Origin of the sequence: Mesorhizobium sp. M1329 (genome assembly GCF_040318035.1) — a bacterium.
Lineage (GTDB): Bacteria > Pseudomonadota > Alphaproteobacteria > Rhizobiales > Rhizobiaceae > Mesorhizobium.
This window is the reverse complement of record NZ_JAMYLN010000009.1, coordinates 189,431-207,287: the sequence shown is the minus strand read 5'-3', so window position 1 is coordinate 207,287 and position 17,857 is coordinate 189,431. Positions and strand designations below refer to the sequence as shown.

16 protein-coding genes are annotated in these 17,857 nt (G+C 62.6%); 10 read left to right on the top strand and 6 right to left on the bottom strand.

Translation table 11 applies throughout. From position 1 onward, the window contains the following. Positions 1–205 precede the first annotated feature (205 nt). Positions 206–2,041: a class I poly(R)-hydroxyalkanoic acid synthase gene (gene phaC, locus NKH21_RS12175; protein ID WP_352865127.1), complete on the bottom strand. Its 1,836-nt coding sequence runs from the start codon at positions 2,039–2,041 to the stop codon at positions 206–208. 163 nt (positions 2,042–2,204) lie between these two features. On the opposite strand from phaC, the gene NKH21_RS12170 reads away from it, so the two are divergent. From NKH21_RS12170 to recJ, 5 genes are all read left to right on the top strand, one after another. Continuing rightward, positions 2,205–2,525 carry a hypothetical protein gene (locus tag NKH21_RS12170; protein ID WP_352865124.1) on the top strand — a complete coding sequence of 107 codons (321 nt, stop codon included), beginning with the start codon at positions 2,205–2,207 and terminating at the stop codon, positions 2,523–2,525. 40 nt (positions 2,526–2,565) lie between these two features. Beyond that, entirely contained in the window at positions 2,566–3,783 is a 1,218-nt protein-coding gene (locus NKH21_RS12165; RefSeq protein ID WP_023678886.1) for an LL-diaminopimelate aminotransferase, read from the top strand. Positions 3,784–4,059: 276 nt separating this feature from the next. Next, a complete protein-coding gene (locus NKH21_RS12160; protein WP_352865122.1) occupies positions 4,060–5,373 on the top strand; it encodes a homoserine dehydrogenase in 1,314 nt (437 codons plus the stop codon). Between the two features lie 199 nt (positions 5,374–5,572). Further along, complete coding sequence (gene glpX, locus NKH21_RS12155; protein WP_352865119.1) at positions 5,573–6,556, top strand: class II fructose-bisphosphatase; 984 nt, start codon at positions 5,573–5,575, stop codon at positions 6,554–6,556. Between the two features lie 60 nt (positions 6,557–6,616). Beyond that, positions 6,617–8,401, top strand: a complete 1,785-nt coding sequence (gene recJ, locus NKH21_RS12150; RefSeq protein ID WP_352865117.1) for a single-stranded-DNA-specific exonuclease RecJ — start codon at positions 6,617–6,619, stop codon at positions 8,399–8,401. Between the two features lie 19 nt (positions 8,402–8,420). Here the strand turns inward: recJ and NKH21_RS12145 are convergent, their stop codons facing one another. The 3 genes from NKH21_RS12145 to folE all read right to left on the bottom strand — a co-directional run bounded on the left by NKH21_RS12145 (position 8,421) and on the right by folE (position 10,618). After that, positions 8,421–9,392: a patatin family protein gene (locus NKH21_RS12145; protein ID WP_352667965.1), complete on the bottom strand. Its 972-nt coding sequence runs from the start codon at positions 9,390–9,392 to the stop codon at positions 8,421–8,423. Between the two features lie 84 nt (positions 9,393–9,476). Beyond that, positions 9,477–9,947, bottom strand: coding sequence for a phosphoribosyl-AMP cyclohydrolase (hisI, locus tag NKH21_RS12140; RefSeq protein WP_352865113.1), 471 nt, complete (start codon positions 9,945–9,947; stop codon positions 9,477–9,479). A gap of 35 nt (positions 9,948–9,982) precedes the next feature. Beyond that, positions 9,983–10,618 carry a GTP cyclohydrolase I FolE gene (folE, locus tag NKH21_RS12135; protein WP_352466975.1) on the bottom strand — a complete coding sequence of 212 codons (636 nt, stop codon included), beginning with the start codon at positions 10,616–10,618 and terminating at the stop codon, positions 9,983–9,985. A gap of 240 nt (positions 10,619–10,858) precedes the next feature. Between folE and NKH21_RS12130 the strand changes: the two genes are divergently transcribed. Then, positions 10,859–11,305, top strand: coding sequence for an iron-sulfur cluster assembly scaffold protein (locus tag NKH21_RS12130; RefSeq protein WP_352667962.1), 447 nt, complete (start codon positions 10,859–10,861; stop codon positions 11,303–11,305). On the opposite strand, the gene NKH21_RS12125 is transcribed toward NKH21_RS12130, so the two are convergent. Then, positions 11,302–12,216: a LysR substrate-binding domain-containing protein gene (locus tag NKH21_RS12125; protein ID WP_352865111.1), complete on the bottom strand. Its 915-nt coding sequence runs from the start codon at positions 12,214–12,216 to the stop codon at positions 11,302–11,304. The genes NKH21_RS12130 and NKH21_RS12125 overlap by 4 nt on opposite strands. Before the next feature lie 336 nt (positions 12,217–12,552). On the opposite strand from NKH21_RS12125, the gene yidD reads away from it, so the two are divergent. From yidD to thrS, 3 genes are all read left to right on the top strand, one after another. Further along, entirely contained in the window at positions 12,553–12,927 is a 375-nt protein-coding gene (gene yidD / locus NKH21_RS12120) for a membrane protein insertion efficiency factor YidD (protein ID WP_352865141.1), read from the top strand. A gap of 143 nt (positions 12,928–13,070) precedes the next feature. Further along, positions 13,071–13,886, top strand: coding sequence for a class D beta-lactamase (blaOXA, locus tag NKH21_RS12115; RefSeq protein ID WP_352865108.1), 816 nt, complete (start codon positions 13,071–13,073; stop codon positions 13,884–13,886). Positions 13,887–14,053: 167 nt separating this feature from the next. Beyond that, on the top strand, positions 14,054–16,027 hold the full coding sequence (thrS, locus tag NKH21_RS12110; protein ID WP_352865106.1) for a threonine--tRNA ligase: 1,974 nt from the start codon (positions 14,054–14,056) through the stop codon (positions 16,025–16,027). A 118-nt stretch (positions 16,028–16,145) separates the two neighbouring features. On the opposite strand, the gene NKH21_RS12105 is transcribed toward thrS, so the two are convergent. Next, positions 16,146–17,111: an RgsD C-terminal domain-containing protein gene (locus NKH21_RS12105; protein WP_352865103.1), complete on the bottom strand. Its 966-nt coding sequence runs from the start codon at positions 17,109–17,111 to the stop codon at positions 16,146–16,148. Positions 17,112–17,267: 156 nt separating this feature from the next. Between NKH21_RS12105 and NKH21_RS12100 the strand changes: the two genes are divergently transcribed. Next, complete coding sequence (locus NKH21_RS12100; protein WP_352667950.1) at positions 17,268–17,852, top strand: nitroreductase family protein; 585 nt, start codon at positions 17,268–17,270, stop codon at positions 17,850–17,852. Positions 17,853–17,857: the final 5 nt, after the last annotated feature.

Here is a 17,857-nt window from a genome sequence, read left to right as displayed (position 1 = left end):
ATATCCGACCGGTTCGTCATTGGCGCGGCGTCGAAACGTCTCGTCGAAATGACCCTTGTTCCCCGAACCGGAAACGAGACCTGTGTCAAATCTGCAAGCCTCAAAGTAATTTGGCGGCTAGAGGATGAATCAAGGCTGCTCAGGGTTGACGGCACCATTTCGCCCGCTTTTGGCGGCGCGTCAACTCACCACACATTACAGATGGTTACACGCGCACCTTGACATAGGTGCCGGGGGCTTCGCCTAGAACTTGCATATACTCGCCCGGTTTGCGGGCCGGTACGCGGGTATTGTCCTTGGCTTCGATCCAGCGTTGCCAGTGCGGCCACCAGGAACCGGGATGGTTGGTGGCCCCGGCGAGCCACTGGTCGAAGTCGCCGGCCGGCTTGCTGCCGGTCCAGTAGTGATATTTCTGCGCCGCCGGCGGATTGACGACCCCGGCGATATGGCCGGAGCCGGCCATGACGTAGTCGACCTCGCCGCCGAAATATTTCGAGCCGAGGAATACCGACAGCGCCGGCGCGATGTGGTCCTCCTTGGAGGCGAGGTTGTAGACGGGAATGGTAACGTCCTTCAGCGAAACCGTGCGGCCCGCCAGTTCCATCATGCCTTGCGAAAGCCTGTTCTCGAGGTAGCAATTGCGCAAGTAGAAAGAATGATTGGCAGCGCCCATTCGGGTCGAATCGGCATTCCAGTAGAGCAGGTCGAAGGGCAGGGGATCCTTGCCGCGCATGTAGTTGTTGACGACATAGGGCCAGATCAGGTCGCCCGAGCGCAGCATGTTGAAGGCGGTCGCCATCTTGGTGCCGTCGAGATAGCCTTTTTCGTTCATCGCCTTTTCGACGGCCGCGACCTGCTCCTCGTCGACGAACACTTTTAGATCGCCGGCATAGGTGAAATCGACCTGGGTGGTGAAGAAGGTGGCGGATTTGATGCGGTGGTCGCCTTCCTGCGCCATCAGCGCCAGGGCCGCCGCCAGAAGCGTGCCGCCGACGCAATAGCCGATGGCGTTGACTTGCCTTTCGCCGGTGGCCTTTTCGATCGTGTCGAGGCCGTATTGCAGGCCCTCCCTGATATAGGCCTCCCAGCTCTTGGCGCCGTGCCGCTCATCCGGGTTGATCCAGGAGATGACGAAGACGGTGTGGCCTTGCTCGACTGCCCAACGAATGAAGGACTTTTGCGGGTTGAGGTCGAGAATGTAGTATTTGTTGATCCATGGCGGGCAGATCAGCAGCGGCCGCTTGAGCACGGTCTCGGTCGCCGGCTCGTATTGCAGGATTTCGGCGATGTCGCTGCGGCCGACCACCTTGCCGGGCGTCGCGGCGAGATTCTTGCCGATCTCGAAGGGTGAATAATCGGCCTGCCGCAGCTTCAGGTCGCCCTTCCCGGCGGCAATGTCCTCGGCCAGCATCTTCATGCCGCGCACCAGGTTTTCGCCGTTCGAGGCGACGGTCTCGCGAAATAATTCCGGATTGGTCAGGATGAAATTCGACGGCGAGATGGCATTGGACACCTGCTTGACATAAAAGCCGGCCTTGTGGCGGGTGTGCTCGTCCAGGCCGTCGGCGTGCTCGACCAGTTCGGCCGCCCAGCGCGAGGTGACCAGATAGGCCTGTTTGAGAAAATCGAAGAAAGCGTTGCGGCCCCATTCGGGGTCCTGGAAACGCTTGTCGCCGCGCTCGGGCTTGACCGCGTCGTCGGCATCTTCGCCGCCGGCGCTGAGACGCTGGATGGAGTTGGCCCAGACGGTCATATAGCCGGAGAACAGCCGCGTCTGCGCCTCAAGCGCGCGCTGCGGGTCGGAAAGCCAGTATTCGCTGAGCTTGGAGAAGGTTTTCACCATGTCGACGAACGGCTCGGCGACATGATCGCGTACCTCGCCTTTTTCCCGCGGCTCGGCCCATGCCGAGGCGGCCTTGCCGGCCTGCTCGATCACGCGGGCCATGTTCAGAGCGAAGCGTTCCGGGTCCTTCACCAGATATTGCTCGACGGTCGAAGGTTGGTCATCTTCCGCTTTGCCCGAATCGGGTGTTTTGGACATGGTTCGCGGGGTTCCTCCCGAAGCGTTTTGTTGACATATTACCATGGGATATCGGACAGGGTCCAATGTGCTCTAACCCGGCCGCCAGGAAAACAATATGACGATTAATATTGGCAAGAACGTTTTTTCCGGCACTGGTCGTTTTTGCCGCATGGCGCTCGTCATGTTGGCGATGGCCGGTTGCACGAGCAGCAACATAGAAGGTGCGGCGCCCACCACCGGCCTTGTCGGGGCGAAGGATACCGGTTCCTATCCGAACCTGAATATCCGGCCGCAGGTGGCGGCCGAGCAATTCACCGACGAGGAAAAGAACGCCAAGCTCGCCCAACTGAAGGCCGAGGAGCAGAGCCAGGCCGCGAAGGGCGGCGGCATCAAGGTCGCGGACCAGGCAGCGCTGGACCAACTCGCAAAAAAACACGGCGCCGAGGCGCTGAAGCAGATCGAAGGCAAATGCGACCCCGCTCTCGACCCTAATTGCAAATAGGCTTATACGCGCGACCGCAACCTCACTGTCTGGAACTGCCATGGAAGAATTTCACAAGGTCCGCCGGCTTCCGCCCTATGTCTTCGAACAGGTCAACCGGCTGAAGGCCAGCGCCCGTTCGCGCGGCGCCGACATCATCGACCTTGGCATGGGCAATCCGGACCTGCCGACGCCCAAAGCCATCGTCGACAAACTCTGCGAGGTGGTACGCGATCCGCGCACGCACCGCTATTCGTCGTCGCGCGGCATTCCGGGCCTGCGCCGTGCCCAGGCCAACTATTATGCCCGCCGCTTCGGCGTGAAGCTCGATCCGGACAGCCAGGTGGTGGCGACGCTCGGCTCGAAGGAGGGCTTTGCCAATATGGCGCAGGCGATCACCGCCCCCGGCGACGTGATCCTTTGCCCCAACCCGACCTATCCGATTCACGCCTTCGGCTTCATCATGTCGGGCGGCGTCATCCGCTCGCTGCAGGTCGAGCCGGACGACGGCTTCATCCCGGCCCTGGAGCGCGGCATCCGCCATTCGATCCCGAAGCCGCTGGCACTGATCCTCAACTATCCGTCCAACCCGACGGCACTGGTCGCTTCGCTCGATTTCTACAAGGAAGTGGTGGCCTTCGCGAGGAAGAACGACATCATCATCCTGTCGGATCTTGCCTATTCGGAGATCTATTTCGACGGCAATCCGCCGCCTTCGGTGCTGCAGGTGCCGGGCGCCATAGACGTCGCGGTCGAGTTCACCTCGATGTCGAAGACCTTTTCTATGCCGGGCTGGCGCATGGGTTTTGCGGTCGGCAATGAACGGCTGATCTCGGCGCTGACGCGGGTGAAATCCTATCTCGACTACGGCGCCTTCACGCCGATCCAGGTGGCGGCGGCGCATGCACTCAACGGCGACGGCGCCGACATCGCCGAAGTGCGCGACGTCTACCGCAAACGCCGCGATGTCATGGTCGACGCCTTCAGCCGTGCCGGCTGGACCATTCCCGCACCGGCGGCGTCGATGTTCGCCTGGGCGCCGATCCCGGAGCCGTTCAAGCACCTCGGCTCGCTCGAATTCTCCAAGCTCCTGATCGAGCACGCCGACGTCGCGGTGGCGCCGGGCGTCGGCTTCGGCGAACATGGCGACGATCACGTGCGCATCGCGCTGGTTGAAAACGAGCACCGGATCCGGCAAGCTGCGCGCAACATCAAGCGCTTCCTCGCATCCAGCGCCAAGCAGCCAAACAATGTCGTGCCGCTCGCCGCGCATCGCTGAGTGGTTCAGTCACAGCCATGACCGACCCTGCCAGCATGAACGTCCAAGCCGTCGTTTATGTCAGGCTAGTCAATGAGTCGGTTTCCGTTTGGCGGCCGGTGCAAGCAAAACAAATTAGTCCGACCACATACCTCATCTTGGACCAGCCCATACCAGCCTCGGAAGTGTGGGAGTTTCAGCCCGGGACTATAGTCACCGTGATCCGGAAGCCTGATGAAAACGACGACTATCGGGTTGCGGTCGAAAATCAATTCTAGCTGGCGGACAGACTCTCCGATGACTGAAGCGTTGCGTGTTGGAATTGCCGGCCTCGGCACCGTCGGTGCGTCGGTGGCCCGCGTGCTGCGCGACAAGGCGGCCGAACTGACGCGGCAGTGCGGACGCGACATCGTCGTGTCGGCGGTTTCGGCCCGCGATCCCAAACGCGACCGCGGCATTGATCTTGGCACAGCACAGTGGTTCGACGACGCCGTCAAGATGGCGCAGACCGCCGAGATAGATGTCTTCGTCGAGCTGATCGGCGGCGACGAAGGCCCGTCACGCTCGTCCGTCAAAGCGGCGCTCGAGGCCGGCCGACATGTCGTCACCGCAAACAAGGCGTTGCTTGCCAAGCACGGGGTGGCATTGGCCGAGATCGCCGAGAGGAAAGGCGTGCTGCTCAATTACGAAGCGGCGGTGGCCGGCGGCATTCCGGTTATCAAGACAATGCGCGAGGCGATGGCCGGCAATTCGGTGACCCGCGTTTTCGGGATCCTCAACGGTACCTGCAACTATATTCTGACGCGCATGGAAGCCGAGGGCCTGTCCTTTGATGCCTGCCTGAAGGATGCGCAACGGCTGGGCTATGCCGAAGCCGACCCGACCTTCGACATCGAGGGCCACGACACCGCGCACAAGCTGTCGATCCTGACCAGCCTTGCCTTCGGCACTAGGATCGCCGCCAACGATATCTACATGGAAGGCATTTCCAACATCAGCCAGGCCGACATCCGCGCGGCCGGAGATCTCGGCTACCGGATCAAGCTGCTTGGCGTCGCCCAACGCACCGAAAGCGGCATCGAGCAGCGCGTGCATCCGACCATGGTGCCGACGGCCTCGGTCATCGCGCAGGTGCACGGCGTCACCAATGCGGTGGCGATAGAAACCGACATCCTCGGCGAATTGCTGCTTTCCGGCCCTGGCGCCGGCGGTAACGCCACCGCGTCGGCGGTGATCGGCGACATTGCCGACATCGCCAAGAGCCGGCCTGGCTTCCAGCATGGTCCGGTCTTCGGCCGGCCGGCGAAGGAACTGAAGCCTTACAAGAAAGCGCAGATGCGCAGCCATGCCGGCGGCTATTTCATCCGGCTGACCGTGCACGACCGCCTCGGCGTCTTCGCGGCAATAGCCAAGCGCATGGCCGACAACGACATTTCGCTGGAGTCGATCGTCCAGCATGCCACCGGGCCGGAAACCGAGGCACAGAAGACCGTCATCCTGGTGACCCACGAGACGACCGAGGCGGCGGTGCGCAAGGCCGTCGACGGCATCACCAGGGACAGCCTTCTGACCGACAAGCCGCAAGTCATCCGCATCGAGCGGGCCGGATAGCAGTCTCACATTTTGCGTTTAATCGATTGATATTGCTGCGCTTTCAAAAAGGTCCAGCGCAGGTCTTGCTGTTGTCACGGGGCTTTGACACAAGAAGCGCGTCTCTGGCGGGAGGCTAATGCATGTCGCCCAAAAGTGTGCGGCGGTTTCGGGACAACGACATGCATAAAAACAAAGTGCCAACGAGGATTGTCCATCGATGAATGTGGCCCAGAACATTGTCGCCGGCCTCGACCGGATACTGACCATGGAATTGGTGCGCGTCACGGAACGCGCCGCGGTCGCGGCCGCCAGATTGCGCGGACGCGGCGACGAGAAGGCGGCCGACCAGGTCGCGGTCGATGCCATGCGGCAGGAGCTCAACCGTCTTGCCATCAACGGCACGGTGGTGATCGGCGAAGGCGAGCGCGACGAGGCGCCGATGCTCTATATCGGCGAGGAGGTCGGTACCGGCAAAGGTCCGGCTGTCGACATCGCGCTCGATCCGCTCGAAGGCACGACGATCTGCGCCAAGAACCTGCCCAACGCATTGGCCGTTATCGCCATTGCCGAAAAAGGCAGCCTTTTGTTCGCGCCGGACGTCTATATGGACAAGATCGCGATCGGCCCGGGCTATGCCGACGGCATCATCGACATCGATGCCTCGCCGGCCGAAAACATCGCCAGCCTGGCCAGGGCCAAGGGCGTGCCGGTGGCGGAGATCACCGCCTGTATTCTCGACCGGCCACGCCATGGCGCGTTGATCGAAGCCGTGCGGGCGACCGGAGCCGCAATCCGTCTGATCGGCGACGGTGATGTCGCCGGGGTTATCCACACCACCGATCCGGACGAGACCGGCATCGACATCTATCTCGGCACCGGAGGTGCGCCGGAAGGCGTGCTCGCAGCTGCCGCCTTGCGCTGCACCGGTGGCCAGATGCAGGGCAGGTTGATGCTCGACACGCCGGAAAAGCTGGCGCGCGCCGCCAAGATGGGCATCTCCGACCCCAAACGGATCTACCACACGCAAGACATGGCACGCGGCGACGTGCTGTTTGGCGCGACCGGCGTCACCGACGGCAACATGCTGGCCGGCGTCAAGTTCGGCCGCAATTTCATCACCACGCATACGATCGTGCTGCGCTCGTCATCGCGGACCGTGCGCGAGATCAAGGCCAGGCACCAGGATCTGGAAAAGTTTTGATTTCGACTCAGTTAGCCGTTGCATATTGTGGGCAATGACAAATTGCAGACGGCGCGTCACGTGACGGGGGAAAGACGCTTTTTCCTCGATGTCAGGCAATCGGCCACCGGCGTTTCCTGGGAACACCGGCTGACCGAGCGCCAGGACATGGCCGCGCTCGCCATCGCGCAAGGTTATGGCGTGCCCGACATCGTGGCGCGCGTGCTGGCCGGGCGCGGCGTCACCGCCGATCAGACCGAGCGGTTCCTGGATCCGACCATCCGCAACATGCTGCCCGACCCGGCATCGCTGACCGACATGGACAAGGCGGCCTCTCGCATCGCCCAGGCGGTGGTTGCCAGGGAAAAGGTGGCGATCTTTGGCGACTACGATGTCGACGGCGCCGCCTCGTCGGCGCTGCTCAAGCGCTTCCTCGCACATTTCTCGGTGCCGTCGGAGATTTATATACCGGACCGCATCTTCGAGGGTTACGGCCCCAATCCGGAAGCGATGCGCGAACTCGTCTCGCGCGGCGCGACGCTGATCGTCACCGTCGATTGCGGCACCAATAGTGCTGCTTCCATCGACGCCGCGAAGGCCGCCGGCGCCGACGTCGTGGTGCTCGATCACCATCAGGTCGGCGGGCTGTTGCCGGCGGCTGCTGCGGTCGTCAACCCAAATCGCGAGGACGACCTTTCCGGGCAAGGCCATCTCTGTGCCGCAGGCGTCGTCTTCCTTTGCCTGGTGCAGACGGCGAAGATCCTGCGCGGCCGCCTGCCGGATGCCGCACCGCCGGACCTGCTTGGCCTGCTCGACCTGGTGGCGCTGGGCACTGTCTGCGACGTGGTGCCGCTCACCGGCGTCAACCGGGCCTTCGTGGTCAAGGGGCTGCAGATGGCGCGGCAGCAGAGAAACGAAGGGCTGGCGGCGCTGGCGCGGGTCTCACGTATAGGCGAGCCGATCAACACATTCCATCTCGCCTTTCTGATCGGTCCGCGCATCAACGCCGGTGGGCGCATCGGCGACGCAGCACTTGGCAGCCGCCTGCTTGCAACCGACGACCCGGTCGAAGCCCGCACCATCGCCGAGACGCTGGATCGGCTCAACCAGGAGCGGCAGTCGATGGAGCAGGAGATGCTGGCCGCGGCGCGCTCAGAGGCCGACGCCGAGCTTGCCGGCGGCAATGGTCCGGCAATCGTGGTCACAGCCAGCAGCAACTGGCACCCGGGCATTGTCGGCCTGCTTGCCTCGCGGCTCAAGGACCATGCGCGCCGGCCCGCATTTGCCATCGCCTTCAACGCCAATGGTGTCGGTACCGGTTCAGGCCGTTCAGTGTCTGGCTTCGACCTCGGCCGGCTGGTGCGCGAGGCTGCCGATGCCGGGCTGATCGTCAAGGGCGGCGGCCACGGAATGGCGGCCGGCATCACCGTCGAACGGGCGAAGCTCGGCGAACTCAGGGCTTTCTTCGAAGAGCGCGCGGCTGTGGATGTGTTCCGCCTGCAAGGCGAGGAGAGCCTGGCGATCGACGGCGCCCTTGCCGCCGAGGGCGCGACGCTCGCGCTGCTTGATGCGCTTGAGAGGGCAGGGCCGTTCGGCGCAGGGCATGTCGCGCCGGTGTTCGCGCTGCCGCGTCATCGGCTTGTCGATGCGCGGGCGGTCGGCAGCAACCACATCCGCGCCGACCTGCAGTCGGAAAGCGGCGGCCGCATCCAGGCGATCGCCTTTCGCGCCGTCGATACTGCGCTCGGCGAATTCCTGTTCAAGAATAGGGGCAAGCCGGTGCATGTCGCAGGCTCGCTGTCGGGCAACCACTGGAACGGCAACCGCACGGTGCAATTTCGTATCGTCGACGCGGCGCTTGCCTGAGAGCTCGCTGCCGCCCTGCCTAAGCGAGGACGGTCTGCAGCCGGGTCAGGTCGCCGATCTGCGCCATCGTCGCCTGGTAGCCGATACGGATCGCTTCGTCGGCGCGGTGGAATTCGGTCAGGCCGATATGGCTGAGCTTCGGCTGCAGCGATATGTCCGGCGGGTCACCGGCCAGCCTGGCGCGCGAAATGCGGTCCTGGATGATGTTGAAGGCCTCGACCATGACGCCGGTAATGCCGAGCCGCGTCTCGCGCGACTGGCGTTCGGGATCGGCGTGGCCCGCCCTCGGCGCGTCTTTCTCAATGACCAGCTCGCCGGCACTGTGCTTGATCACCGCGGCGCGGCCGAACAGATCGTAGTGAAGGTTCACCGCGACTACGAGCGGCTGCTCGTAGGCACGGCAGACCGAGACCGGCACCGGATTGACCAGGGCGCCGTCAACCAGCACACGCCCATTGCAGGCGACCGGCTCGAACACGCCGGGCAGCGCGTAGGAGGCGCGCATGGCGGTGCTCAACGAGCCGCTCGACAGCCAGATCTCATGGCCGGTGCGGATTTCCGCAGCGACGCAGACGAATGGTTTTGGCAGGTCCTCGAAGCGGATGCCGGCTATGTGCTCGCGCAGCCGCGCATCGAGCTTCATGCCACCGAACAGGCCGCTGCCGCGTAGATTGAGGTCGAGAAGGCCAAAAATGCGCCGCCTGGTCAGGCTGCGCGCGAATTCTTCCAGCTGGTCGAGCTTGCCGGCAACATAGCAGCCGCCGACCAGCGCGCCGATCGAGGTGCCGGCGATCATCGACACTTCGATGCCGGCTTCGTCAAGCGCGCGCAGCACGCCGATATGCGCCCAGCCGCGCGCACAGCCGCCACCCAATGCCAGCGAAATCCCCGTTTTGCCCGGAGATTTGGTTTCGGATGCGCCCGCGGCCGAGGAGAGGCCATTGGCCTCCCGAACGTCAGGTCTGTTGCGCAATGACGCCCAGTCGAGCATCACAATCTCCCTTGTCCCACGGTCATCCTACAGGCGGGCCGTATCGAAATCATGAATATACGTGGCTGAAGTGCTGCGAATGGTTCATATTGATGGTGTATTGGGCTTTTGATAGGTTTTTTCCGCATCGAACAGCGGCTTGCTGCCGTCGCTGGCAAGCGTCCCTTTGCCATCGCTCAGCCCCACCGTCCGATAAAAGCATGAACGTCGGCCGGTGTGACAAGTTGCTTCATGACCCAGCACTTTGACGCGCAACCATATCGCGTCCTGGTCACAATCCGTGAGCATCTCGACGACCTGCTGGACATTGCCAGAGGTCTCGCCCTTCTTCCACAGCGCGTTGCGCGAACGCGACCAGTAGTGCGCGATGCCGGTCTCGAGCGTCAGCGCCAGCGCCTTGGCATTCATATGCGCGACCATCAGCAGCATGCCGTCTTCGGCATCGGTGACCACGACAGTGACGAGGCCGGCAGCATCGAAGCGCGGCGAAAGGACCGCGCCTTCTTCGAGTGCCTTCTTGTCTGTTGGAGCTTTTGGGAATTCCAATGCCGACATTCGCCGGTCCTTATCTAGCGAAGCCGGCAGGCCGATCAGATCCTGCCGCCGCGCACCATTGTGACGAAGCGGACCTGTTCTTCGGGTGTGTCCTTGAAGACGCCGGTGAAGGTTGAGGTCAGCGTGGTGGAGCCCTGCTTGCGGATGCCGCGCATGGCCATGCACATATGCTCGGCCTCAAGCATAACGGCCACGCCGCGCGGATTGAGCACGTCCTGGATGACGCCGGCAATCTGCGCGGTCATCGCTTCCTGGGTCTGCAGGCGATGGGCGAAGATGTCGACGACGCGGGCTATCTTGGACAGGCCGACAACCTTGCCGTCAGGCAGATAGCCGACATGCGCCTTGCCGATGATCGGCACCATGTGATGCTCGCAATGCGAGTGGAAGGATATGTCCTTGACGAGGACGAGATCGTCATAGCCGGCGACTTCCTCGAAGGTGCGGCCAAGTTCCTCGGCTGGGCACATATCATAGCCGTTGAACATTTCGCTGAACGCCTTGGTGACGCGCTTCGGCGTGTCGATCAGGCCCTCGCGGTCAGGATTGTCGCCGGTCCAGCGCAACAAGGTGCGCACGGCGGCTTCGACTTCGGCCTCGCTCGGCCGGTCGGTGACCGGCTTTTCCATATAGGCGGACCGCGGCATGAGTTTCTTGATAACGGCGTCCATAAAGGCGTCTCCCGTAGTTCCTCTCTCAGGAGGAACGAGTTGAACGGACCACGACCTTTCGGGTGTCAGAAACTCGCCCGGTTTCCAGCCCGTAAGTGGCGTGAACAGAATTGGGTATGACGAGGTTTATGGTCGCCTTGTCGATACCCGACTACCACCATTATATATGTTCGTGCCGAGCGAAAGGAAGACGCCAGAGCGGCAATGACTGTTCGCTGGGCGGCGACGGATTGGAAAAATATGATCGACGATGTCTACAATGCGAAAATTCTGGGTTTTGCCGGAAACATCGCACGGATCGGCCGGCTCGACCGGCCCGACGCAACCGCACGAGCACATTCCAAGCTGTGCGGCTCGACGGTGACCGTCGATCTGAAGATGGATCATGGCGTCGTCAGCGATTTCGCGCATGACGTGAAGGCCTGTGCGCTTGGTCAGGCGTCGTCGTCAATCATGGCGCAGCATGTCGTCGGCGCCAGCGCCGAAGAATTGCGCAGCGTGCGCGAGACGATGTTGAAGATGCTGAAGGAAAACGGCCCGCCGCCCGAAGGCCGCTTCGCCGACCTGAAATACCTGGAACCGGTGCGCGACTATAAGGCGCGCCACGCCTCGACCATGCTGACGTTCGACGCAGTGGTCGATGCGATCGGCCAGATCGAAAAGAAGCGGGCGGAAGAGGCGGCTTAGATCTCGGCAAGGAAACGCCGGCTTTCGGCGAATTCCGCCCGGACCCAGTCGGCAAAAGCCCTGGCCGGCTCGGAAAGGTCATTCAGCCTTCTGGCCACTAGCCAATAGGCGCCCGACGCGACGTCAATGTCGAAAGGCTTGATCAGCGCGCCGGACGCAAGTTCTTCGCCGATCTGCAAAAGATCGCCGAGCGCGACACCATGTCCAAGCAAGGCTGCCTGCTTCGAAAGCGAAGCATCCGCCAGCATCGGACCACGCGCAGGCACGGCATCAGCCGTGACGCCCGCCGCTTCGAACCAACGCGCCCAAGCCTGGCGGTTTTCTTCGTGCAACAATGTATAGCGACCAAGGTCGATCGGCTTTTCCAGAGCTGGGCCGGATGCAAGAAGTGCCGGCGACAGAACTGGTGAATCGACGACCGCGGCAAGTTGTTCGGCTTCGCTGCGTGGCCATGAGGTGGCGTGCGCACTGAAGCGCAGGGCAAGTTCGGGCTGATCGCTGCGAAACTCTATCAACCTCGGGTCGACCTCAAGGGGAACGTCGATATCGGGTCGCAACTCGCGAAAGCGGTTGAGCCGCGGCACCAGCCATACGGATGCAAGTGACGGCTCGACGCTGACACGGACCACGGACTGCGTCGGGGCCGCCGTCAATTCCGAAAGCAGCCTGTCGATGCCCTCGAAACTTCTGACCAACTGGTCGAGCAGCCGCCGGCCGGTGTCGGTCAACTCGACGCGGCGATGATGGCGGAAGAACAAAGGTTGGCGCAGGAAGGCTTCGAGCTCGCGGATCTGCCGGCTGATCGCCGCCTGCGAAACATAAAGCTCCCCGGCCGCACGGCTGAAGCTCAGGTGACGACCGGCTGCTTCGAAGCTTCTGAGAGCCGTCAGGGGCAGGTGTCCGCGCTTCATTCGCATAACTCAGAGTTATCTGACGTGGACGTTATACTCGTTTGAAGAGCAAGGCCAGCGGCGCTCTAATCGGTGCTCAAGGAGTGCTGCGATGATCCAGTTTCTCAACATTCTGGGCGATGTCTTGCGGATCGCGACGTTTCAGTGGCGCGACGAGAAACCACGTAGGGATCGGCGCGAGGAGAGGCCGCCGACCGGGATCGCCCTATGTCGGAAACTGACGCCCGACCGCTACCCGGTCCGCCCTACGAGGCCATGACGGGATTGCCGACGGCATTGCGTTCCTGGCCCGATGCGCACATCTATCGTGTAGGGAAACGTGATGTGGAGACTGCGGTGGTCGGCCAACATGGGCATGCGCACGGCGCCAGGCCGATTCGACAAGGACGCAATTGGCCCGGTCCGTGGCGCAAGACGCCAGGCCGCCTCCTCGGCACGTCGCTCGTCCGGCTCTACCAGCTGACGCTGTCCGGCTTCGTCGGCAATTCCTGCCGGCATTTGCCGACCTGTTCCGAATATACGCACGAGGCGATCGCCCGGCATGGGCTGTGGGCCGGTGGCTGGATGGGGTTTTTCCGGGTGCTGCGCTGCGGGCCGTTTGGCACGCACGGCATCGACCGCGTGCCGGAGATCTTGGCTGATCGCTACCGTTGGTTCACGCCCTGGCGGTACTGGCGGATCGGGAAAAAACGTGGCGACCTGGACAGTTGACCGCAACTCTTCGGTGCACAACCGGACCGCTTTTACGATCTGGTAGGGTTAACCGCAGCTTGCGCGGACATAGCGCATTTGAGACAAAATCGAGACAAGACGCCTCGCTAAGCCGCTCCTGATACCCTTCAGGAGATTACCAAATGCGCCGGATAGATCGTCTTCCCTTCGTTTTCGCCGTGGTTCTCTATGTCCTGGCGTGGCTGTTGGGTTTTCCGATCCGTGCGCAGTCGGCGCCGCTCGCGGACGTCGAATGCACGCTGATCGTCGACGCCGCAAGCGGCGAGACGCTGTATCGCCAAGGGACCTGCAACCAGCGCTTCAGCCCCGCCTCGACATTCAAGGTTCCGCTGGCGCTGATCGGCTATGACGCCGGAATCCTGAGCGACGAGCACACGCCGAGCTGGGAGTACAAAGCGGAGTTCAACGCGCCGAAACGGGACCGCAAGACCGTCGACCCGACGATCTGGGAAAAGGATTCGGTCCTTTGGTTCTCACGCGAGGTCACGCGCCGGCTCGGCAGCAAACAGTTTGCCGGCTATGTGTCCAGATTGGACTATGGCAACACCGACGTCTCCGGCAATCCTGGCAAGAATGACGGCCTCACCCGTTCCTGGGTGAATTCTTCGCTCGAGATATCGCCGGTCGAGCAGGTCGATTTCCTGCGCAAGCTGCTGGCGCGGAAACTGCCGGTCTCGGACAAGGCGCATGCGATGACCAACGCGATTGTCCCGACCTTCCGGTCGGGCGGCTGGACGGTGCAGGGCAAGACCGGAACGACCAGGCTCGGCGACAGCGCCGACAAGCGCTCGCTTGGCTGGTTTGTCGGCTGGGCGAAGACCGATGCTCGCAAGATCGTCTTTGCCCGCCTGGTAGTCGACACGAAACGTTCCGACACGCCAAAGGGGCTCAAGACGCGGGCGATGTTCCTGAAAGAGCTGCCGAATCTCCTGAGGTGACCTACATCCGGCTTTACGGCGCCGAAAACTGTCCATAAAAGACCGCTCGCCGCCGGACGCATCCGGCTCTTACTGATGCATGTCGTAGCCTCAAAACCGCTAGGCAGTTTTGGGCGACATGCATTTCACCACCCGCGCTCGTTTGTGGGACTGGATAGGAGAAGCTCATGTTGAATTCCGTTTCCCTGACATTTCCCGATGGCTCCGTCCGCGACTACGACGCGGCGATGACCGGCGCCGGCCTGGCGGAATCGATCTCGAAGTCGCTGGCCAAAAAGGCCGTCGCCTACTCGATCGACGGCACGCTGCGCGACCTTTCTGACCCGATCGGCAAGTCTGGCAAGGTCGAGATCATCACCCGCGAGGACCCGCGCGCGCTGGAGCTCATCCGCCATGATGCGGCGCATGTGCTGGCCGAAGCCGTGCAGGAACTTTGGCCGGGAACGCAGGTGACCATCGGGCCGGTGATCGAAAACGGATTCTACTACGACTTCGCCCGCAACGAGCCGTTCACGCCCGACGATTTCCCGGTGATCGAGAAGAAGATGCGCGAGATCATTGCGCGCAACAAGCCGTTCACCAAAGAGGTTTGGTCGCGCGAAAAGGCGAAAAGGATCTTTGCCGACAAGGGGGAGCGCTACAAGCTGGAGCTGATCGACGCCATCGCCGAGGATCAGGACCTCAAGATCTATGCACAGGGCGACTGGTTCGACCTTTGCCGCGGCCCGCATATGGCCTCGACCGGCCAGATCGGCAATGCCTTCAAGCTGATGAAGGTCGCCGGCGCCTATTGGCGCGGCGACAGCAACAATCCGATGCTGACCCGCATCTACGGCACGGCCTGGGCCGACCAGGCGCAGCTCGAAGCCTACCAGACGATGCTGGAGGAGGCCGACAAGCGCGACCACAGGAAGCTCGGCCGTGAGATGGACCTGTTCCACTTCCAGGAGGAAGGCCCCGGGGTCGTGTTCTGGCACGCCAAGGGCTGGAGGATGTTCCAGAACCTGGTCAATTACATGCGTCGCCGCCTCGACGAGCAGGGCTATCAGGAGGTCAACGCGCCGCAGGTGCTCGACAAGAGCCTGTGGGAGACGTCAGGCCACTGGGGCTGGTACCGGGACAACATGTTCAAGGTGACTGTTGCTGGCGACGACACAGACGACGACCGGGTGTTTGCGCTGAAGCCGATGAACTGCCCCGGCCACGTCCAAATCTTCAAGCACGGGCTGAAGTCCTACCGCGATCTGCCGGTAAAACTTGCGGAATTCGGCAATGTGCATCGCTATGAGCCGTCCGGCGCGCTGCACGGGCTAATGCGCGTGCGCGGCTTTACCCAGGACGATGCCCACATCTTCTGTACCGAGGAACAGCTCGCCGACGAGTGCATCAAGATCAATGACCTGATCCTGTCGACCTATGCCGATTTCGGCTTCGACGAAATCACCGTCAAGCTGGCGACCCGTCCCGAAAAACGGGTCGGCACCGACGCGATGTGGGATCATGCCGAGGGCGTGCTGCAGGACGTGCTCGACAAGATCGCGGCGCGGTCGGGCAACCGGATCAAGACGGGCGTCAATCCGGGTGAGGGCACGTTCTACGGGCCGAAGTTCGAATATGTGCTGAAGGACGCCATCGGCCGCGACTGGCAATGCGGCACGACGCAGGTTGATTTCAACCTGCCGGAACGGTTCGGCGCCTTTTATATCGGCTCGGATTCGGAAAAGAAGCAGCCGGTGATGGTGCATCGCGCCATCTGCGGCTCAATGGAGCGTTTTCTCGGCATCCTGATCGAGAATTATTCCGGCCATTTCCCGCTCTGGTTCGCACCGCTGCAGGTGGTGGTGGCGACGATCACTTCCGATGCCGACGATTACGCGCGAAAGGTCGTCGCGCAATTGAAAGCGGCCGGGCTGATCGCCGAAGCCGACCTGCGCAACGAGAAGATCAACTACAAGGTCCGTGAGCACAGCCTGGCCAAGGTCCCGGTCATCCTTGTCTGTGGCAAGCGCGAGGCCGAGGAAGAAACGGTCAATGTCCGCCGTCTCGGGTCGCGCGACCAGGAATCGCTCGGCCTCGCAGCCGCCGTAAAGCTGCTTGCCGACGAGGCGGTGACACCCGACCGCAAGCGCCGCGCGGCCTGAACCAGCCGACCTGCAATGAATGGCGGTGGAGCGATCCACCGCCATTTTTCATGTGCCCGTCACGCCGCGCGCAGTTGTTGGCGCAACGCATGCGCAAGGCAGCTTAGACAGGCAGCGCTCAGTCGGCGCTTTCCTCGGAATCGATGGCCGAAGCCTCGGTGGCCAGGACCTCGATATCCTGGTTGTGCCCGGCCACCACCGTAAAATCCTTCTGGTAGATGCGGTCGCGGTTCTTGGCGATGATGGTGTAGTCGCCCTCGGCCAGCACCATCGAGGCAAAGGCGCCGACGGTTTCCTTGATCGGATCGCCGGATTCGTTGAGCAGCGACCAGGAGGTGTCGGCGATTGCCTCGCCGCCAGGCTCGCGCACCAGCTTCATGGTCATCTCGGCGGCACGGTGCTCGACCGTCGCTTCGGTGAGCTTGCCGGCCTCGACGCGGATGTCGGAGCGGATGACCGCGTTCACCGCACCATAGGTCGACACGACATGGTAGGTGCCGGCATTGAGCCGCACGACGCTGTTCGGCTCGACATCGGGTATGATCAGGGCGCGATCGCCATCGGCCGCGGCGTGGCTCTCATAGATCGAGAAGCGCAGCTTCTTCGGCGGTATGCGCACCCCGCCCGACAGCACGGCATCGAGCTTGAGGCCGCCGGCATCGAGCACGAGGCTCTCACGCTTGGCTTCCTTGCCGACGGTGATGCGCTTGGTGGCGCCGGCACGCCCGTAGGAGGCGTGGACCAGATACGAACCCGGCTCGAGCTGGAATACGGCGGTGCCGCCATGAGCCGAGGCGACCATCGGCAGCTTGCCGTCGCTGGCCGATTCGGGCTTGAAGACGCGCCAGACGATGCCGCGCGTGATGTCGGCGCCTTTGTCGGTCAATTGCGCCGACAGCGTGATTGGCCCGCTGCTCCCCAACGCCAGCGATGTCTCGCTTTTCGGAGGCGCATAGCCCGAAATTCCGGGAAGTTTCAGCTCGCCGAGGCCGTCCACATCCTGGGCGACGGCGAGCGAAACCGGCACCATCAACAGTGCGGCAGCGAGCGATATCAGGAAAAGACGCAATGTCCCCTCAAACATGCCTTGCGTTGAAGCCCAAGGCGGTGGCAATTTCAAGGCTTAAGAGTCCGGTTGGCTTCTGCTACAGGGCTCTTTGTCCGGCGCGCCGCGCCAATGCCCAAGCCGCCCGATGTCCCGATGGTGCGCTTCAGCTCAAATTCCAGGAGACTTGCGCCCATGGCGTCGCCGATCATCGATCTTCTGCTGACCCGAAATTCCGCGCCGATCCCGGATTTGAAAGAACCGGCACCGAGCGATGCGGAGATCGCGACGATGATCGCCGCAGCCTCGCGGGTGCCGGACCATGGCCGGCTGGAGCCCTGGCGTTTCATCCTGTATCGCGGCAAGGCTCGCATCGAGATCGGCAAGAAGCTGGCGGCACTTGCCGAACAGCGCGAAGGGCCTCTGCCGGAAGGCCGCCGCAACCAGGAATTGGCGCGCTTTTCACGCGCGCCGCTGGTCATCGGCGTGATCTCGATCCCCAGGGAAAATCCAAAGATCCCGCAATGGGAGATGTTCCTGTCCGGCGGCATGGCAGCGATGAACCTGATGCTTGCCGCCAATGCGCTGGGCTACGGCACCAACATGATCAGCAACTGGTATTCCGACGTGCCCGAGGGCAGGGCGATCCTCGGTCTGGCGCCGCATGAGCGGGTCGTCGGCTTCGTCCATATCGGCTCCTACCGCGGGCCGGCACCGGAGCGGCCACGGCCCGATCCGGCAAAGCTCTATGCCGATTATTCGGGGCCGTGGGCGGGATAGTTTTC